19 protein-coding genes are annotated in these 18,484 nt (G+C 38.6%); 18 read left to right on the top strand and 1 reads right to left on the bottom strand.

From position 1 onward, the window contains the following. The first annotated feature begins 6 nt into the window (after positions 1–6). From purC to purD, 9 genes are read left to right on the top strand one after another with little or no spacing between them, the layout of a single operon-like run. On the top strand, positions 7–714 hold the full coding sequence (purC, locus tag EKM78_RS02045; protein WP_125768646.1) for a phosphoribosylaminoimidazolesuccinocarboxamide synthase: 708 nt from the start codon (positions 7–9) through the stop codon (positions 712–714). Then, entirely contained in the window at positions 715–969 is a 255-nt protein-coding gene (purS, locus tag EKM78_RS02040) for a phosphoribosylformylglycinamidine synthase subunit PurS (RefSeq protein ID WP_125768643.1), read from the top strand. Next, on the top strand, positions 969–1,646 hold the full coding sequence (purQ, locus tag EKM78_RS02035) for a phosphoribosylformylglycinamidine synthase subunit PurQ (RefSeq protein WP_125768641.1): 678 nt from the start codon (positions 969–971) through the stop codon (positions 1,644–1,646). The genes purS and purQ overlap by 1 nt, the downstream gene beginning before the upstream one ends. After that, positions 1,647–3,860, top strand: coding sequence for a phosphoribosylformylglycinamidine synthase subunit PurL (gene purL, locus EKM78_RS02030; RefSeq protein ID WP_125768638.1), 2,214 nt, complete (start codon positions 1,647–1,649; stop codon positions 3,858–3,860). It abuts the gene before it with no gap. Then, on the top strand, positions 3,845–5,263 hold the full coding sequence (gene purF / locus EKM78_RS02025; RefSeq protein ID WP_125768635.1) for an amidophosphoribosyltransferase: 1,419 nt from the start codon (positions 3,845–3,847) through the stop codon (positions 5,261–5,263). The genes purL and purF overlap by 16 nt, the downstream gene beginning before the upstream one ends. A gap of 13 nt (positions 5,264–5,276) precedes the next feature. After that, on the top strand, positions 5,277–6,311 hold the full coding sequence (gene purM / locus EKM78_RS02020; protein WP_125768632.1) for a phosphoribosylformylglycinamidine cyclo-ligase: 1,035 nt from the start codon (positions 5,277–5,279) through the stop codon (positions 6,309–6,311). Next, complete coding sequence (gene purN / locus EKM78_RS02015; RefSeq protein WP_125768629.1) at positions 6,308–6,871, top strand: phosphoribosylglycinamide formyltransferase; 564 nt, start codon at positions 6,308–6,310, stop codon at positions 6,869–6,871. The genes purM and purN overlap by 4 nt, the downstream gene beginning before the upstream one ends. 16 nt (positions 6,872–6,887) lie before the next feature. Continuing rightward, complete coding sequence (gene purH / locus EKM78_RS02010; protein ID WP_125768626.1) at positions 6,888–8,435, top strand: bifunctional phosphoribosylaminoimidazolecarboxamide formyltransferase/IMP cyclohydrolase; 1,548 nt, start codon at positions 6,888–6,890, stop codon at positions 8,433–8,435. A 14-nt stretch (positions 8,436–8,449) separates the two neighbouring features. Further along, the gene (gene purD / locus EKM78_RS02005; protein ID WP_125768623.1) at positions 8,450–9,712 is read left to right on the top strand and encodes a phosphoribosylamine--glycine ligase; all 1,263 of its coding nucleotides are present in this window, start codon (positions 8,450–8,452) and stop codon (positions 9,710–9,712) included. A gap of 743 nt (positions 9,713–10,455) precedes the next feature. On the opposite strand, the gene EKM78_RS02000 is transcribed toward purD, so the two are convergent. Further along, complete coding sequence (locus EKM78_RS02000; RefSeq protein ID WP_125768621.1) at positions 10,456–11,094, bottom strand: lysophospholipid acyltransferase family protein; 639 nt, start codon at positions 11,092–11,094, stop codon at positions 10,456–10,458. Between the two features lie 45 nt (positions 11,095–11,139). Here EKM78_RS02000 and EKM78_RS01995 point away from each other — a divergent pair, with 45 nt between their 5' ends. The 9 genes from EKM78_RS01995 to rseP all read left to right on the top strand — a co-directional run bounded on the left by EKM78_RS01995 (position 11,140) and on the right by rseP (position 18,475). After that, positions 11,140–11,862: a tRNA1(Val) (adenine(37)-N6)-methyltransferase gene (locus EKM78_RS01995; protein WP_125768618.1), complete on the top strand. Its 723-nt coding sequence runs from the start codon at positions 11,140–11,142 to the stop codon at positions 11,860–11,862. Beyond that, positions 11,855–12,130 (top strand): GIY-YIG nuclease family protein, encoded by a 276-nt coding sequence (locus tag EKM78_RS01990; protein WP_125768615.1) that lies wholly within the window; start codon positions 11,855–11,857, stop codon positions 12,128–12,130. The genes EKM78_RS01995 and EKM78_RS01990 overlap by 8 nt, the downstream gene beginning before the upstream one ends. A gap of 140 nt (positions 12,131–12,270) precedes the next feature. Next, positions 12,271–13,065, top strand: coding sequence for a 30S ribosomal protein S2 (gene rpsB / locus EKM78_RS01985; RefSeq protein ID WP_125768612.1), 795 nt, complete (start codon positions 12,271–12,273; stop codon positions 13,063–13,065). Positions 13,066–13,117: 52 nt separating this feature from the next. Further along, the gene (gene tsf / locus EKM78_RS01980) at positions 13,118–13,996 is read left to right on the top strand and encodes a translation elongation factor Ts (RefSeq protein ID WP_125768609.1); all 879 of its coding nucleotides are present in this window, start codon (positions 13,118–13,120) and stop codon (positions 13,994–13,996) included. A gap of 325 nt (positions 13,997–14,321) precedes the next feature. Next, a complete protein-coding gene (gene pyrH, locus EKM78_RS01975) occupies positions 14,322–15,050 on the top strand; it encodes a UMP kinase (protein ID WP_125768606.1) in 729 nt (242 codons plus the stop codon). Then, positions 15,051–15,611: a ribosome recycling factor gene (gene frr / locus EKM78_RS01970; protein WP_125768603.1), complete on the top strand. Its 561-nt coding sequence runs from the start codon at positions 15,051–15,053 to the stop codon at positions 15,609–15,611. It abuts the gene before it with no gap. Positions 15,612–15,631: 20 nt separating this feature from the next. Then, complete coding sequence (locus tag EKM78_RS01965) at positions 15,632–16,375, top strand: undecaprenyl pyrophosphate synthase (RefSeq protein ID WP_164507156.1); 744 nt, start codon at positions 15,632–15,634, stop codon at positions 16,373–16,375. A 14-nt stretch (positions 16,376–16,389) separates the two neighbouring features. Then, entirely contained in the window at positions 16,390–17,184 is a 795-nt protein-coding gene (locus EKM78_RS01960; protein WP_125768600.1) for a phosphatidate cytidylyltransferase, read from the top strand. 19 nt (positions 17,185–17,203) lie between these two features. Continuing rightward, a complete protein-coding gene (gene rseP / locus EKM78_RS01955; protein ID WP_125768598.1) occupies positions 17,204–18,475 on the top strand; it encodes an RIP metalloprotease RseP in 1,272 nt (423 codons plus the stop codon). Positions 18,476–18,484 lie beyond the last annotated feature (9 nt).

Raw genomic sequence — 18,484 nt, 5'->3', positions numbered from 1 at the left:
GATATTATGTCAGAGCAATTAATTTATTCAGGTAAAGCTAAAGATGTTTTCAGTACCGATAACGATTCAGAATTATTGATGGTCTACAAAGACCAAGCCACTGCCTTTAATGGTGAAAGAAAAGAACATATCCCTGGTAAAGGACAACTTAACTGCAAGATCTCATCTTATATTTTTGATTACTTGATCAAAAACGGTATAAAGACACATTTAGTTAAGAACTTGTCTGATCACGAACAATTAGTTTTAAAAACTGAATTGATTCCTGTCGAAGTTGTTTTACGCAACAAAATAGCAGGAAGCTTTGCTAAGAAATTTGCTCTCGAAGAAGGAAAGAATCTACCTGAACCAATTATTGAATTTTATTACAAGAGTGATGCTTTAGATGATCCTTTTATCAATGATAATCAGATCACATCGCTTGAAATTGCTACTGAGGATGAACTTAATTACATCAAGGACCAAACTCGCAAGATAAATCAGCTTTTGATTAAATTATTCGCTCAAGATTCACTTGATCTAGTTGATTTTAAACTGGAATTTGGTCGTGTAAATGGGGAGATCATCCTAATTGATGAGTTTTCTCCTGATAACTGCCGCTTGTGGGATCACAATACCCATACTTCATTGGACAAAGATGTTTTCAGAAAGAATCAAGCTGATTTAGTGGAAACATACCAAAAGGTACTTAACAGACTAGAAGGAGCTAAATAAATGACTTTAGTAAAAGTATACGTAACGTACAAGAAATCGATCCTTGACCCTCAAGGTGAGGCAGTTAAAAAAGCCGTTCACGGAATGGGTTTTAATGATGTCCAAGATATCCGTATGGGAAAGTATTTCGAGATCACTGTTGATGGCGATTCACCAACAGTCAAAGAAGATATTGAGAAAATTTGTGATGACCTACTGGCAAATCCTAATATGGAAACTTACCGTTATGAATTCGTACAATCGGAGGAAGTCTAATGAAATTTGCTGTAGTTGTATTTCCTGGTTCCAATTGTGATAAAGACCTTTACTTCGCAATTAAAGATGGGATCAATGAAGAAGTAGAGCTGGTTAATTTTCAAGAAACTTCTTTGTCAGGATTTGATGCAGTTTTGATCCCTGGTGGATTTTCATATGGAGATTATTTGCGCAGTGGCGCTATTGCTGGTCATGCACCGATAATCCCTGCTATCAAACAAATGGCAGCAGAAGGGAAACCAGTTTTAGGCATTTGCAATGGTTTTCAAATTTTGACAGAGATCGGATTATTGCCGGGAGCTCTCATCAAAAACAACCATAATCGGTTCATTTGTGAAACTGTCTCATTACAAGTAATAAACAATCAAACACAATTTACTTCAGAATATTCGGCAAACCAAGTGATCGATATTCCCGTAGCTCATGGTGAAGGAAATTATTACTGTGATGAGCAAACTTTAAATGAATTAAAGCAAAATGACCAAATTGCCTTTAAATATCAATCAGATATTAATGGAAGTGTTGATCAAATTGCTGGGATCACTAATAAAGAAAAGAATGTGTTAGGGATGATGCCACACCCCGAACGAGCACTGGAAACTTTAGTTGGATCAGACGACGGTTTGAAAATGTTCCAATCAATTTTAAAAAATCATATGGATAGGGTGAATCAATAAATGACAGAACCAACAGCCACAATGATAAACGAACAAAAGCTTTACAAAGCTTGGGGATTAAGTGAAGCTGAATTTAAGATCATTTGCGATGATATTCTTCATCGTTTGCCGAACTACACCGAAGCAGGATTATTTTCAGTAATGTGGAGCGAACATTGTTCATATAAGAATTCAAAGCACGTTTTGAGAAAATTCCCCAATAAAGGTAAACGAGTTTTGGCTGGCCCAGGAGAGGATGCCGGTATTATCGATATTGATGACAATCAAGCAGTCGTTTTCAAAGCTGAAAGTCATAATCACCCATCTGCTGTTGAGCCTTATCAAGGAGCAGCTACTGGTGTCGGTGGTATCATTCGTGACATTTTCTCGATGGGGGCAACTCCTATTGCTATGCTTAATAGTTTGAAATTTGGTAATTTGACTGATGAACATACCAAGTATTTAGCTAGTGAGATCGTTGCCGGTATCGGTGGATACGGAAATTGTATCGGTATCCCGACTGTTGGCGGTGAGATCTCTTTCCAAGATAGATATAAGAATAACCCTGTCGTAAATGCAATGTGTGTCGGCTTGATCAATAATTCGGATATTAAATATGGTAAAGCTAAAGGTGAAAACAATTTAATTATTTATGTTGGTGCCAAGACTGGTCGAGATGGGATCCACGGGGCAACTTTTGCTTCCGATGAGTTCACTGATGAGAACAAGTCTCAACGTTCCGCTGTTCAAGTGGGCGATCCCTTCATGGAAAAGCTTTTGATGGATGCTTGTATTGAATTAGTTCAAGAGCATTCTGATTGGATCATGGGTATTCAAGACATGGGAGCTGCTGGCTTAGTTTCTTCAACAGCCGAAATGGCTTCGAAAGCCTCCAGTGGTCTAGTATTAGAACTCGATCAAGTTCCACAACGAGAAACAAATATGACACCTTATGAGATCATGCTTTCAGAATCACAAGAAAGAATGGTGTTGTGTGCTAAACCAGAGTATCGAGATGAAATTATTAAATTTTTCAATAATACGGGCTTAGATGCAGTGGTCATTGGCAAAGTTACTTCTGACAAACAGTATAAGATCTATCAGCACGGCGAACTTGTAACAGACATTCCTGTAGCTGGTTTGGTCGATGACTCTCCTGAATATGTTCATCAAGGACAAACTCCAAAACGCTTACTGTCAGATAATTATCATGATCAGTATCAACCTAAAGTCGATTCTTTAGCTAAGACTTGGTTGAAGATGTTGAAGCAACCAAATATTGCTTCAAAAGAATATTTTTACAAGACATACGACTCACAGATCAAGGCAAATACCGTAGTAAAACCTGGTAGTGATGCAGCAGTCGTTCGCGTTAGGGGCACTAGAAAAGCTTTAGCGATGACTAATGATGGTAACTCTAAATTAGTTTATGTTGATCCATACGTTGGTGGCCAAATTGCAATAATCGAAGCTTCTGCTAACTTGATTGCTTCAGGTTCAGAGCCCATTGGGATCACTGATTGCTTGAACTATGGAAATCCTGAAAAGCCAGAGATTTTTTGGGAATTTAATCGTAGCGTTGAAGGGATGGCATCCGTTTGTGAGAACTTAGAATTACCAGTTATTTCTGGTAATGTTTCCCTTTACAACGAATTCAATGAAGAAGCAATTTATCCAAGTCCAATGATCGGCATGGTTGGTCTAACTAAAGACTTGGATAATGTGACCACACAAGGATTCAAAAATCCTGGAGACACGATTTACTTAGTAGGAACTACCAAGGATGATTTTAATGGATCAGAACTTCAATTGATGCAAACTGGCGATGTTAACGGTGGCTTGAATTCAATTGATGTATCCAAAGTGAAAGCTATCCAAGACAACATGCTAAAAGCTATTCAGCAAGGTTTGATCGCTAGTTGTCACGATGTGTCAGAAGGTGGTTTAGTAGTTGCTTTAGCTGAAGCAGCTTTTGAAAATCAATTAGGGTTTGACGTTAAAACGGACTTATCAAGTGAAGCTGTCTTTTCTGAAACCACGGGAAGATTTTTGATCAGTGTTCCAACTGAGAAGGAATCCGTAATTGAAAGCTTATTTGCAAACGACATTGAGTTATTAGGTAAAGTTTCTAATGAACAAACATTACGACTAACAACAAGTAATTCTGATGCTGAATTGGACCTTAATGAGGCATTGAAGAATTGGAAAGAGGCTATACCTTGCTTAATGAAATAAAGGGATTAAATGAAGAATGTGGCGTATTCGGAATTTGGGGATCAAAAAACGCCAATTATTTAACATATTTAGGACTCCACAGCTTACAACACCGGGGCCAAGAAGGTGCCGGGATCGTCACTAATGATAATGGCAAACTCAATTGTTACCGTAATTTAGGATTACTGACACAAGTTTTTTACAAACCATCATTGTTAAATTCGCTGACTGGTACTTCAGCCATCGGGCATGTCCGTTATTCAACTGCCGGCAGCAATAAGATCGAGAATGTGCAACCACTATTATTTGATTTCACTGATCAACAATTTGCCCTCGCTCACAACGGTAATTTAACGAATGCATTTACCTTGAAAAAAGAACTGGAGCAAAAAGGTGATATTTTCAAATCAAGTTCAGATTCAGAAGTATTAGTTCACTTGATCCGCCACTCACAACAAGCTAATCAAATTGATCGCATCAAAGAATCCCTCCGTCAGATCAAAGGTGGTTTTGCTTACTTGATGCTTACTGAAGATTCATTGATCTTAGCATTGGACTCACATGGATTTAGACCGTTGTCAATTGGTAAATTACCTGATGGTGGTTATGTTGTTGCCAGCGAAACCTGCGCCTTAGATGCCGTAGAAGCTACCTTTGTTCGTGATGTGAAACCAGGTGAATTGACGATCATCAACGACGAAGGAATGACAGTTGATTCTTGGACTGATGATACTACCATGGCAATTTGTTCCATGGAATATATTTACTTTGCACGTCCGGATTCAAATATTTTAGGTGTTAACGTACATACGGCTCGTAAATGCATGGGTAAGATCTTAGCTAGTGAACAACCAGCTGAGGCTGATATCGTTGTCGGAGTCCCTAATTCGTCTCTTTCAGCAGCTAGCGGTTACGCCGAAGGCAGTGGCTTGCCATACGAAATGGGATTGATCAAGAACCAATATATGGGGCGAGAATTCATTCAACCTAGCCAAGAGTTACGTGAAAAAGCTGTTCGTCAAAAATTAGCCGCAGTCAAAGGTGTCGTCGAAGGTAAAAGGGTTGTCTTGGTAGACGACTCGATCGTTCGTGGGACTACTTGTGCCTTTATTGTTAAGTTACTCAAAGATGCTGGCGCTAAAGAAGTTCACTTACGGATCGCTTCACCACAATTCAAGTATCCAAGTTTTTATGGTATCGATATCCAAGATCGTAAAGAATTGATCGCAGCTCACTTATCGATTGAAGAAATGCGTCAAAAATTTGGTGCTGATTCATTGGCCTTTTTAAGTGAAAAAGGTTTGATCGACGCTATTGGCCTAAAATATGATGCGCCATACAATGGTTTGGATCTTTCATATTTTAATGGCGATTATCCAACACCACTTTATGATTACGAAAAGAATCTTACAGAAGATTTTTAAAAAGGAGAATTTCATGGGAAATCCTTACGAAGAAGCTGGAGTCAATGTTAATTCTGGCTATGAAATTTCCGGATTTGTTAAGAAGAATTTAGCAAAAAAACATGCTAATGCGACCAACATTGGAAACTTTGGTGGCATGTATGAGATCCCCGAAGGCTATAAACATCCTGTGCTTATCTCAAGCAATGACGGCGTGGGAACAAAGTTATTGATTTCAATTGCTGGAAAGAAATACGATACGGTCGGGATCGATTGTATTGCGATGTGTGTCAATGATTTATTAGCTCAAGGTGCTAAGCCTGAATACTTTTTAGACTATTTAGCCACAGGAAAAGTCGATGGAAAGATCAAAGAAGTGTTAAAAGGGATCTTGAATGGTTGTGAGATTGGCCAAGTTGATTTAATCGGTGGTGAGACGGCTGAAATGCCTGACATGTATCAAGGAAACGATTATGATCTTGCCGGTTTTGCAGTCGGGATCGTTGAAAAAGAAAATATCTTGACCAAAGCCAATGTTAAGTCCGGTGACCAATTGATCGGATTGGCATCAAGTGGTTTGCATTCAAATGGCTTTTCCTTGATCAGAAAGATATTTTTCAAAGACAACGATTTCAACTATGTTACTCACTTGCCCGAAATGCCCACGGTCAACCTAGGAGATGCATTGCTTGAACCGACTAGGATCTATACTAAGGAGATCGTTCCCCTTTTAGAAGATAAATTGATCAATGGGATCGCACATATTACTGGTGGCGGCTTTGATGAAAATATTCCTCGTATGTTGCCTGATGAATTAGCTGCCGTGATCGATGCCGATTCTTGGAAGCGACCAGATATTTTCGAAGTAGTTCAAAAATATGGCAAAATCAAGACTTCTGACATGTTTAATATTTTTAACATGGGACTAGGGATGATCTTAGCGGTTGATGCAAAGGATGTCGACACGATTTTAAATCGATTAAATCAAGAACAACTTCAAGCTTTTCACATTGGCCAAGTGGAACAACGAACTGACAAAGCTGTTGTTTTATCCGGAGGTGGCTTATGAGAGTAGCGATATTTGCTTCAGGAAATGGGACAAATTTTGAAGCTTTAGCGGATGATCAAAAGCTTAAAGACGCTGGATTAGAAATCGAGTTATTGGTTTGTGATCAAGTAAACGCTCCGGTCATTGATAAAGCAAAAAAAAGAAATATCCTGGTTTATGTAAATAGTTTAAAAGATTATCCAGATCGACATCTTTATGAGCAAGCGATTATTGATAAATTAGCACCACTTAAAATTGAATACATTTTATTAGCTGGTTATATGAAAGTTGTGACAACAACATTACTTTCTAAATATGCGGGTAGGATCATTAATATTCATCCATCTAAATTGCCCAAATATTCCGGCTTGGATTCGATCGAACGTGCCTTTGATGCTCACGAAAAAGAAACTGGCGTCACGATCCATTATATTGATGAAGGAGTCGATACAGGGCCGATCATTCGCCAAGAAACTGTTCCGATATTTGCGGATGATACAGTCGAGACTCTCGAAGCTAGAGTGCATGAGAAAGAACATCAGATTTATCCAGAAGTAGTACTTGAATTATTAAATAAATAAAACAGGTGGTCATAAAATGAAAAATGCTCTGATCAGTGTTTCAGACAAAACTGGAATCGTAGAATTTGCACAAGGACTAATTGATGCAGGATATTCAATTATTTCAACTGGTGGTACTTACAAAAAATTAGAAGATGCTGGACTAAAAGTAACTGAAATTGATGAAGTGACAGGTTTTCCCGAGATCTTAGATGGACGTGTTAAAACACTTCATCCAAAGGTCCATGCTGGCTTGCTAGCTAAGAGATCAAATAAACAACACATGGAAACGTTAAAAGAATTAAATATCAACACGATCGATTTGGTTTGTGTTAATTTATATCCCTTTAAAGAAACAATTTCTAAGGAAAACGTGGAATTACCTGATGCGATCGAACAAATCGATATTGGTGGTCCTTCAATGCTTCGTTCAGCTTCGAAGAATTTTGAAAGTGTCTATGTGGTAGTTGATAAAGACGATTACAATTCTGTTTTAGATGAAATCAACAACGGAACAGAAGATGAAGTTGCATTTAGACAAAAATTGGCAGCGAAAGCTTTCCGTCACACTGCTGAATATGATGGTATTATTTCAAATTACTTGACTAATATTGCGGATATCGAATTCCCCGAAACAAAGACTATCCCATTAGAATTCAAGCAATCGCTTCGTTATGGCGAAAATTCTCACCAAAAAGCAGCTTTTTACAAGAATTCAATGGCAACTGACTATTCAATAGCTTCTGCCAAACAATTACACGGTAAAGAATTGTCATATAACAATATCCGTGATGCTGATGCAGCTATCAAGATCGTTTCTGACTTCGAAGAACCTTGTGTCGTAGCGCTAAAGCACATGAATCCTTGTGGTATCGGTATCGATGATAATGATATTTATGAAGCTTGGAAAAAAGCTTATGCTGCTGATAAGATCTCTATCTTTGGTGGGATCATCGTTGTTAACCGTGAAGTCGACGAAAAAATCGCTGAAGAAATGCACAAGATTTTCCTTGAAATCGTGATCGCACCAAGTTTTACTGACAAAGCTTTGGAAATCTTGGAATCAAAGAAAAATATCCGTTTGATGACTTTAGACTTTTCAAAAGCCAAGCAAGCTGATAAATTCGAGTACACTTCAGTTCTCGGTGGCATGTTGATTCAAGAAAGAGACACTGTCATAGACAGTCCTGATGACTTTGAAGTCGTAACTGAGAAACAACCAACTGAAGAAGAGAAGAAAGCTCTGTTATTCGCCCAAAAAGTAGTCAAACACGTTAAGAGTAATGCCATCACAGTTACTACAACTGATATGACATTAGGTATCGGTGCAGGACAAATGAACCGGATCGGTTCAGCTAAGATCGCAATTGAAGAAGCTGAAGAAAATGACAACATCAAGAAGCCATTCGTCATGGGTTCAGATGCCTTCTTCCCAATGGATGATTGTGTACAATTTGCTGCTGAACATGGAATCACGGCTATTATTCAACCAGGTGGCTCGATTCACGATCAAGATTCAATTGATATGGCAAACAAATACGGAATTGCCATGGTCTGCACCGGCAGAAGACATTTCAAGCACTAATCCAGGAGGACAAAATGAAAATATTAGTCGTTGGCTCTGGCGCTCGAGAAGATGCTATATGCCAATCTTTACGTAAATCTGATCGATTTAATGATGTGTTTTGCGCACCAGGAAATGCGGGAATGAGACTTTTTGGCATTCAAACCGTGGGCATTGATGAACTAGAATTTGAAAAACTTGCTAATTTTGCGATCGAAAACGATATCGTATATACGATCGTTGGTCCCGAAAAACCTTTAGTCGAAGGGATCGTTGATTACTTTGAAAGTCGTGACCTCAAGATTTTTGGCCCTAACAAGGCTGCTGCTCAAATCGAAGGCTCGAAGGCGTTTGCTAAAGAACTAATGAAGAAAGCAAACGTTCCGACTGCTTTTTATGAAGAATTTACAGACCTTGGTCAAGCTTTAGAATATGTTGAGACGAAAGACCAATTTCCGATCGTGGTCAAAGCTAATGGTTTGGCTAGTGGTAAGGGTGTCTTTATCATTAAAGATATGGGTGAAGCAATTGATGTTTTAAATCAACTATTAACTGACCATAAGTTCCAAACTGATAAGGTGATCATCGAGGAATTTCTCGAAGGTGAGGAATTTTCACTGATGGCTTTTGTCAATGGCGATCATTTTTATCCAATGCCAATCGCCCAAGATTATAAGCGTGCTTTTGACGATGATACTGGTTTGAATACAGGCGGTATGGGGGCAATTTGTCCGGTTGAGAATATTGACTGTGAAGTCGTTTATCAATCATACAAAGATATTTTAAAACCGTTTGTTAAAGCCATGAAGAAAAATGGTGTTGACTACACTGGCGTACTGTATGCCGGTCTGATTATGACTAAAGATGGTGTAAAAGTCATTGAGTTTAATGTGAGATTTGGCGATCCGGAGACAGAGGTTGTCTTGCCAAGACTTCAATCAGATTTGTCAAAGGTGATTTCTGAATTGCTCAAGAATGAGGATGTCAATAACATTTCTTGGCGTGATCAAGGAGTTGATCTGGGCGTGTTTGTCGCTAGCAAAGGCTATCCCACGGCTCCGATCCTCGGTAAATCGATAGGACCTAAATCACAATTTATTGATCAACAGTTAAAAATAAATTTCGCTAGTGTTAGTGAATTTGACAATGAGTTAGTTACCAATGGTGGTAGACTCTACGTGGTTAAAACACATGCCAATACATTGCAAAATGCACAGGATAAGATTTACTCGTATTTGGATACAGTTGATCAGACTAATGTCTTTTTCAGAACTGATATTGGTAAAAATTCTTATTAATGGTAATAAAAAAGAGACCTTCTGAGGTCTCTTTTTTTTGCGCTTTGTTGGCATTAATTCTAGAAAGTATTGGTTTTTGATTTAGGGACTGTTAGTTAGAACGGATTTGTCGGGTTGAAATAATCATGTCAGTGTTTTGTGGCTAAAATTGGTGGATAGTAATATAACTATTAATTTTTCCAGATACTATTTGCAGTGGATTTGGTGGTGGTTATTTGTTTTATCCTCAAGGATGTTGAAACGAGCTGAGCAGGGTAGTGGTTTCTGGTTTAGACGTTGTCACATAGCTGTGTTTACCCTGTTTGTTAGCTAAATTTGCCGAATGAGGATAATGTTATTAATTTATATGGACAAAACTTGCAATGGATTTGATAGTGGTTATTTGTTTAATCCTCAAGGATGTTGAAACGAGCTCCGCGAGGTAGCGGCCTCCGGTTGAGAGGTTGTCACATATTTGTGTTTACCTTGTTTGTTAGCTAAATTTGCTGAATGACGACAATGCTATTAATTTATATGGATAAAACTTGCAGTGAATTTGATAGTGGTTATTTGTTTTATCCTCAAGGATGTTGAAACGAGCTCCGCGGGGTAGCGGCCTCCGGTTAACACATGTAGTCGCGGCACGGCTACGCCGTACCTTGTGCGACTACATGCGTTAATCCTCAGCAGCTGACCGACCCCGCTGCGCTCTCTGTGCTTAATCCTCAGCAGCTGACCAACCTCGCTGCGCTCTCTGTGTTTGTTTAATCTTCAAACTTTTTCTTGTTGGGATCTGGGATGTATTTAAAACTTGGGTCGATTTCTTTATCGACGTTAGCCCAGGCGTCTTCCATATCTTGATTTACTTTTTTAGTTTGTTCGTCATCGAGTTTTGCTTTAAAATTAAAGTCGATTTCTTTTCCGATCCCGATCGTCACTTGCTTGTGTTTCAATAGATCAGAAAAAGTTAAAGGTCCTTGGTATACCATCGGAACTAGTGGAGCTTTGGAAAGCTTTGCGATCAGTGAGGCTCCACCGCGTAGTTCCTCTGAGTATCTAGTTCCTGAAGGGAACATAATCAAAACTTGGCCTTTTTTCTTTAATGCTTTGACGGGAGTTTTGATAACTGATGGACCAGGGTGCTTGCGATCGACCGGAAAAGCATTGGCGTGAACTAAGATATAGCGTAAGATCGGGTTTTTGAATAACTCGATTTTGGCCATGAAGGTGGCTTCACGCGGTTTTATCGCCAATGCAAAGAAAATTGGCTCCCACCAAGTACGATGTGGGGCAACGATAATATAAGGTTTGTCTGGCAAATTTTCTTTGCCAATTATTTTAAAACGACCGTTGACGACGAAAACAACAAATCGTGCAACTTGTCGAATGAATTTATAAAACATTTACATTTTTCCTCCAAATGAATAGGAATATTAAAAGGTAGGCATATGACTAAAATATCAAGAGATATTATAGCAAAGAGTGGGATCGTCATAAATCAGGATAAGGACCTGTATTCATTCAATCTGGATACCATTTTACTATACAACTTCGCAAAACCAGCTAAAAAAGGCAAAATTGTCGATTTATGCTCTGGAAATGGGGCCATCGGGCTAACACTAGCAGCAAAGACTTCTGCAAAAATTTATTTAGTTGAGTTACAAAAGCCGTTGGCAGATCTCGCTCAAGCTAGTATTACTGATAACAAATTGGATGATCAAGTTAAATCGATCAATACTGATGTGAAAGATGTGTTGCAGTACCTTGACCACGATACGATTGACACGATCGTCTGCAATCCACCATATTTTGCCAAGAGTGATCAGACCAAGATCAAAGAAAGTCCTGTGTTAGCAATTGCTCGTCATGAATTAAAGACAAACATTAATGAGATATTACATCAAGCGATGATTTTATTGAAGGAAAATAGTCATTTATTTATGGTTTTTCGTCCAGATCGGCTAGTTGATCTGCTGAGTGCCATGAAAGCTAATCAGCTTCAGCCAAAGAGGATACGCTTTGTTCGAAGTCACAAAACTGATGTTGCAAACTTAGTTTTAGTTGATGGTATCAAGACACACAAATCCTCATCCTTAATGGTCTTGCCCGATCTAGTGATGTATGATGGTAATGTTTTATCACGGGAGGCTAAAGAGATTTTAAATGAGTGAGACTAATGAGGGATATTTTGTGTACATGTTATTGTGTGCAGATGGAACTTTTTACACCGGCACGTCAAACGACGTTTATAAGCGAGTCAAAACGCACAACAGAGGTAAGGGTGCCAAGTACACCAAAGTTCGTCGTCCGGTTCGCTTACTGTACCAAGAAAGATTACACGATAAGTCTGAAGCGTTAAAAAGAGAAGCGGCCATCAAGAAATTGGGACGAAAACAAAAAGAACAATTGTTACGAAACCACGGAATTAGTTGGGATTAATGCTTGATTTAATGTCTTTTTTACACTATAATATTTGCTTGTATTGAAAATACACACACTTAATGATCTATCCAAAGGTGCGGAAATTCCGTCTTGGGTAGAAAAGATTTAAGTGGAGGAAAAACCAGGAGGAAATTTTTATGTCAGTTATTTCAATGAAACAACTTCTTGAAGCTGGTGTGCACTTTGGTCACCAAACAAGACGTTGGAACCCAAAGATGAAGCCTTTCATCTTTACACAAAGAAATGGTATTTATATCATTGATCTTCAAAAAACAGTACGCATGATCGACGATGCTTACAATTATATGAAAGCCGTTGCCGGTGATGACGGTGTCTTCTTGTTTGTTGGTACTAAGAAACAAGCACAAGATGCTATTGCTGAAGAAGCTACACGTGCTGGTCAATACTACGTTAACCATCGTTGGTTAGGTGGAACATTGACAAACTGGAACACAATCCAAAAACGTATTAAGAGATTAAAAGAAATCAAAGCTATGTCAGAAGACGGAACATTCGAACGTCTACCTAAGAAGGAAGTTTCATTGCTTGAAAAGCAAGAAGCTAAACTTGAGAAATTCCTTGGTGGTATCGAAGATATGCCAAGAATTCCAGATGTTATGTTTATCGTTGATCCACACAAAGAAAACATTGCTGTTAACGAAGCTAAGAAATTAAATATTCCTATCGTTGCAATGGTTGATACAAACACAGATCCAGATCCAATCGACGTTATTATCCCATCAAACGATGACGCTATCCGTGCCGTACGTTTGATCGTTTCTAAGATGGCTGATGCCATTGTTGAAGGTAAACAAGGTGAAGATTCAGTTACAACTGATGACTTTGCCAAAGAAGATTCAGCAGATCAAGCAGAATCCATTGAAAATGTTGCCGAAAACGATGATAATAAGAGTGATAACGAAAACAAATAATTAAGATCAGTCATCTGAGAAGATGACTTTCTTATTGACTGGAGGATTATTAATGGCTGCGAAAATTACTGCTGCTCAAGTAAAAGAATTACGTGATAAGACAAGTGTCGGTATGATGGATGCTAAGAAAGCTTTAGTATCTGCTGATGGAGATATGCAAAAAGCTATCGATGAACTTCGTGAAAAGGGTATTGCTAAAGCTGCTAAGAAGGGTGACCGTATTGCTGCTGAAGGTTTAGCTCACATCGAAGTGTCAGGAAACAAAGCTGCTGTGATCGAGGTTAACTCAGAAACAGACTTCGTTTCATCAAACGACAAGTTCAAAGCTCTCGTAAATGAGATCGGTAAGGCTATTGTTGAGAACGAACCAAAAGATATGGAAGAAGCATTAGCTCTTAAAGTATCAGAAGGTACAATTCAAGATGCTGTTACAGGTCTTACAGCCGTTATTGGTGAAAAGATCACTTTGAGACGTTTCAAAGTGCTTGACAAGACAGACTCACAAGTATTTGGTTCATACCTACACAATGGTGGCTTGATTGCTGCTGTTACAATTCTTGAAGGTTCAGACGAAGAAGCTGCTAAAGACGTTGCTATGCACGTTGCAGCTATCAACCCACGTTACATTGACCGTGACCACGTTCCTAGTGATGTTCTTGAACATGAAAAGGAAATCTTCACAGAAGAAACAAAGGCTGAAGGTAAACCTGAAAAGATCATTCCTCGTATCGTTGAAGGCCGTGTTAACAAGTTCCTTTCAGAAATCAGTTTAGCAGATCAAGAATTTGTTAAAGATTCTGATATGACAGTTCAACAATTTGTTGAATCAAAGAACTCAAAACTTGTTGATTACGTTCGCTTCGAAGTTGGAGAAGGTATCGAAAAGAAACAAGAAGATTTTGCTGAAGAAGTTAAAAATCAAATGAAATAATCATTTTGTTATGGAGGGGATCGCTTAATTCATTAGAATTGAGCGGTCCTTTTTCTTTGGAAACAATCACCCTTAATACGCTATCTGATCTAAAAATGAATTCGAGACGATAAGCTTATTCGCTCTCTGAAGATTCAAGGGGTAGCAACTTGCGGTTTAGAAGTTGTCATGTAGCGGAGCGTTTTCCATTTTTGTTAGCTAATATCAAGATATAACGTGAAATGTGCTTTAATCCGCTCTACAATTAATGTAAAATATACGGTTGGTAAACTTAAATAGGCTAGTATGTTAAAATATTAAATAGTAAAATCAAAGGAGTGCACTTATGCCTGACATTAAATATAATCGAGTTATTTTAAAGGTTTCTGGAGAGGCTTTAGCTGGTGAAAAAGGATTCGGGATCAATCCACCAGTTATCAAGCAAGTTGCCGAACAAATCAAGAGTATTCATGAACTAGGTGTTGAGATTGCCATTGTTTGTGGCGGTGGAAATATCTGGCGTGGTGAGACCGGTGCCGAAATGGGTATGGATCGTGCTCAAGCAGATTACATGGGTATGATGGCCACAGTTATGAATGGACTTGCTCTTCAAGATGGCTTGGAACAGTTAGACGTACCTACACGAGTTCAAACATCGATCGAGATGCGCCAAGTAGCTGAACCATACATTAGAAGAAGAGCCGTAAGACATCTTGAAAAGGGTCGTGTGGTTATTTTTGCCGGTGGTACTGGTAATCCTTACTTCTCTACTGATACAACAGCTGTATTACGTGCTGCAGAAATAGAAGCAGACGTTATTTTGATGGCTAAGAATAATGTTGACGGTGTTTATTCTGCTGATCCAAAGAAAGACCCAGCTGCAAAGAAATATGACGAATTATCTCAACTTGATATTATTAACAAGAACTTAGGTGTAATGGACTCAACCGCTTCATCATTATCAATGGATAACAACATTCCATTGATCGTTTTCAATCTGAACAAAGCCGAGAACATCCGAAAAGTTGTTCAAGGTGAAAATATCGGAACAATTATAAAGGGTGGTACAAAATAAATGGCTGAAAATATTGCGATAACAACATCTAAAGAAAAAATGAACAGTTCTATTGAAGTCTTGAACCGCGAGCTAGCTAACATTCGCGCAGGTAAAGCTAATGCTTCCATTTTAAGCAACGTACAAGTTGAATATTATGGTACTTTAGTACCATTAAACCAAGTTGCCTCTGTTAATATTCCAGAAGCTCGTGTACTTTTGATCTCACCATATGATAAGTCAGCACTAGATGCTATCGAGCACGCTATCAATTCTTCTGACCTGGGATTGAATCCAGCTAATGATGGTGACGTCATCCGTTTGGTGATTCCACAACTAACTGGTGAACGTAGAAAAGAAATTGCTAAGAAGGTTGGTAAAGAAGCAGAAGACGCTCGTGTTGCTGTTAGAAATGTTCGTCGTGAGGGCATGGATTCTATCAAAAAACAATTGAAGAATAGTGATATTACCGAGGATGCTTTTCATGATATCGAAGACCAAATCCAAAAAGTAACTGACGATGCTGTTGATCGTATCAACAAATTAGCAGAATCAAAAGAAAAGGAAATCACTGAAGGATAGTCCTTCAGAACGATCGTGTTATGACAGAAAATAATATTGATGGGCAGAATAACAATTTGCGCGTACCAGATCATATTGCCATTATTATGGATGGCAATGGTCGTTGGGCCAAGCGAAGTGGTCAACCACGTATCGCCGGTCATAAGGAAGGCATGAATAACGTTAAACGGATCGCCACATCTGCTAGTAATCTAGGCGTCAAAGTCTTGAGTTTATACGCATTCTCAACTGAAAATTGGAAGAGACCAAGTTCCGAAGTCAACTTTTTGATGAAACTACCAGTGGACTTTTTCTCGATTTTTATGCCTGATTTAATCAAAGAAAATATCCGCGTCGTAATCACTGGCTTTAAAGATAATTTGCCCGCAAAGACAAAAAAAGTCGTTGATAAGGCAATGGAAGACACTAAGGACAACACTGGGATGATTCTCAATTTTGCTTTCAACTATGGCGGACGTGCAGAAATTGTTAATGCCACTAAAATCATCGCTGAAAAAGCAATTGCGGGAGAACTTTCACCTGATCAGATCGATGAGAAAGTTTTCTCTGATGAATTGTTCACGCATATACTAGGTGAATATTCTGATCCTGATCTTTTGATCAGAACTAGTGGGGAAGAGCGGATCTCTAACTTCTTATTGTGGCAAATGGCGTATACTGAAATGGTATTCGATGATGCATATTGGCCAGATTTTACATCAGATGACTTAGTTAATGATATTAAGATTTACAATGACAGGGACCGAAGATTCGGCACTGTTTAACTTGGGGGAAAATTATGAAACAACGTGTAATCACTGCTGTTATTGCATTAGCAATTTTTATCCCGATCCTTTTAGCTGGTGGCATTTGGCTTGAGGTCGCAGCTTGTGCTTTAGCAATGGTAGGTGTTTTTGAGATTTATATTATGCGTAAGCGTATAATAGTGTCAATCGACTTCATTATTACTATCTTAGGTACTTTAGCTTTAGCAGTCCCATTGAACTTTTACAATGGGTGGTTGCCCAATGGATTCAGCCGCTTAGATATCATGTATATCTTTGTCGTACTGTTGTTGATGGTCACTGTCTTTACAAAGAATAAATTTAATTTTGAAGATTCAGCCATTTCGGCAATAACTATGGTTTATGTCGGGATCGGTTTCCATTATTTAGCATCCGTTCGGAATTCCAAAGCCGGTTTAGGTCTTTTACTATTCGCATTGATTGTTGTTTGGTCAACTGATATTTTTGCCTATACATTCGGTAGAAAAATCGGTAAACATAAGCTATGGCCAGCAATTAGTCCTAACAAGACATGGGAAGGTACGATTGCCGGAATAATTTGTGCACTGATTTTTTCTGGGATCTACATGATTTTTGTCCCTCAAAAATATCCAATGATCGATATGTTGATGATTGCATTCGTGCTTTCGATCTTCGGTCAAATTGGTGATTTGATAGAATCGGCTTATAAGCGATTTTATAAGGTCAAAGATTCGGGTAAAATTTTGCCAGGCCACGGCGGTATTTTGGATAGATTCGATAGCATGTTAATTGTTTTACCAATGTTACATATTTTTGGTTTAGTCTAATCGCTTCGTGGAGGTTAAAATGACCGCGATAATTACATTTATAATTGTTTTTGGTATCTTAGTGATCGTTCATGAATTTGGACATTACATTGCTGCCAAAAAGTCAGGAATTTTGGTACGTGAATTTTCGGTCGGAATGGGACCAAAAATCGTCGCGTACCGCAAAAATAGTACAACTTATACATTAAGACTCTTACCCCTTGGTGGATATGTCAGAATGGCGGGGTCACAAGACGACGATTCTGAGATCAAACCAGGGACGATGTCTTCTTTAGTCATGGACGATAATCGGAAAGTGACTAAAATTATTATCTCCAGCAAGGTTTATGACGCTAATGGTGTCCCGGTACAGATCTCCAAGGCAGATTTAGTAGATGATTTGTTTATCGAAGGTTACGAAAACGGTGATGAATCAGAAACTAAGCGTTTTGAGGTCGACCATGATGCCACGATCGTTGAAGAAGACGGAACTGAGGTTCAAATTGCGCCTCGTGATGTTCAACTTCAATCAGTTTCGGTCTGGAAACGGATGATCACTAACTTTGCTGGACCTTTTAATAATTTCGTTTTAGCCATTGTATTGTCGATCCTAGCTGCTTTCATGATGAGCGGTGGCGTATTGACTAATACTAATCAGTTAGGTGAGATTCAACATAACAGTGTCGCTCAAAAAGCTGGTTTAAAGCAAAATGATACTATTACAGCAGTCAATGGGAAGAAAACAGATAACTGGACCGAATTGATCACTGCTATTCAAGCACGTCCTAATAAGAAAACCACTTTGACTGTTAAATCGAAGGATACAACGAAGAAAGTTACAGTTGTTCCTAAGAGTGTCAAAAGTGGCGGGGAGACATACGGTATGATCGGTGTGGCTGCCCAGTTGGATAATTCTGTAGCTGCCAAATTAAAATACGGCTTCACTTCTAGTTTTCAAACTACTCAAGCCATTTTCACTCAACTAGGAAAGATGTTGACTGGTGGTTTTAATATTAATCAACTTGCTGGACCCGTCGGGATCTATTCAATGACCTCGCAGGCCTCACATTTGGGGATCGTATATGTGATTCAATTTATGGCAATGTTGTCGCTAAACTTAGGGATCGTCAACTTGATCCCGATTCCAGCCCTTGATGGTGGAAAAATCGTGATGAACATTGTCGAAGCAATCAGACGTAAGCCAATTCCTGAAGAATATGAAACAATTATTTCATTAATTGGTGTGGGGATCTTAGTATTACTAATGGTTGCTGTAACTTGGAACGATATTCAAAGATTCTTTATTAAATAGGGGGTACTA

The sequence above is a fragment of the Companilactobacillus furfuricola genome, assembly GCF_003946325.1.
In the GTDB taxonomy this organism is placed as follows: domain Bacteria; phylum Bacillota; class Bacilli; order Lactobacillales; family Lactobacillaceae; genus Companilactobacillus; species Companilactobacillus furfuricola.
This window is presented reverse-complemented; position numbering and strand designations above follow the sequence as displayed.